Raw genomic sequence first — 443 nt, forward strand, 5'->3', positions numbered from 1 at the left:
GGGGCGCGGTCGCTGCGGGTCAGCACCACCAGCCCGTGGGTGATGCCCAGCGCCGCGACGGCGTCCCGGTGGTCGCTGGATTGGGCCTGCCAGCCTTCGTCCGCGGCGACGACGAAACATACGGCGGGAACGGGGCCGAGCCCGGCCAGCATATTGCCCAGGAACTTCTCGTGCCCGGGCACGTCCACGAGCGCCACGTCCCTGCCCGACGGGAGCACGGTCCAGGCAAAACCCAGGTCGATGGTCAGGCCGCGGCGCCGTTCCTCGGCCCAGCGGTCGGGCTCCATTCCGGTGAGCGCGCGCACGAGGGTGCTTTTGCCGTGATCGACGTGTCCCGCGGTGGCCACCACGAACATGTCAGGAGCCCGTGGTTCGCTGCTGGTCGTCGATATGCGCCAGCGCCGAGCGCACGGCGGCGGCGAGCCGCTCGTCGTCGGCCTCGG

Annotated in this window: 1 protein-coding gene; it reads right to left on the reverse strand. The window is 72.0% G+C overall.

The window, feature by feature from the left end:
• Window positions 1-356 (reverse strand): GTP-binding protein (locus AC5RUJ_RS18380; RefSeq protein ID WP_494156534.1); only part of this gene is annotated, 356 nt, incomplete at its 3' end.
• Window positions 357-443 lie beyond the last annotated feature (87 nt).

The sequence above is a fragment of the Arthrobacter sp. Y3223164 genome (genome assembly GCF_059091005.1).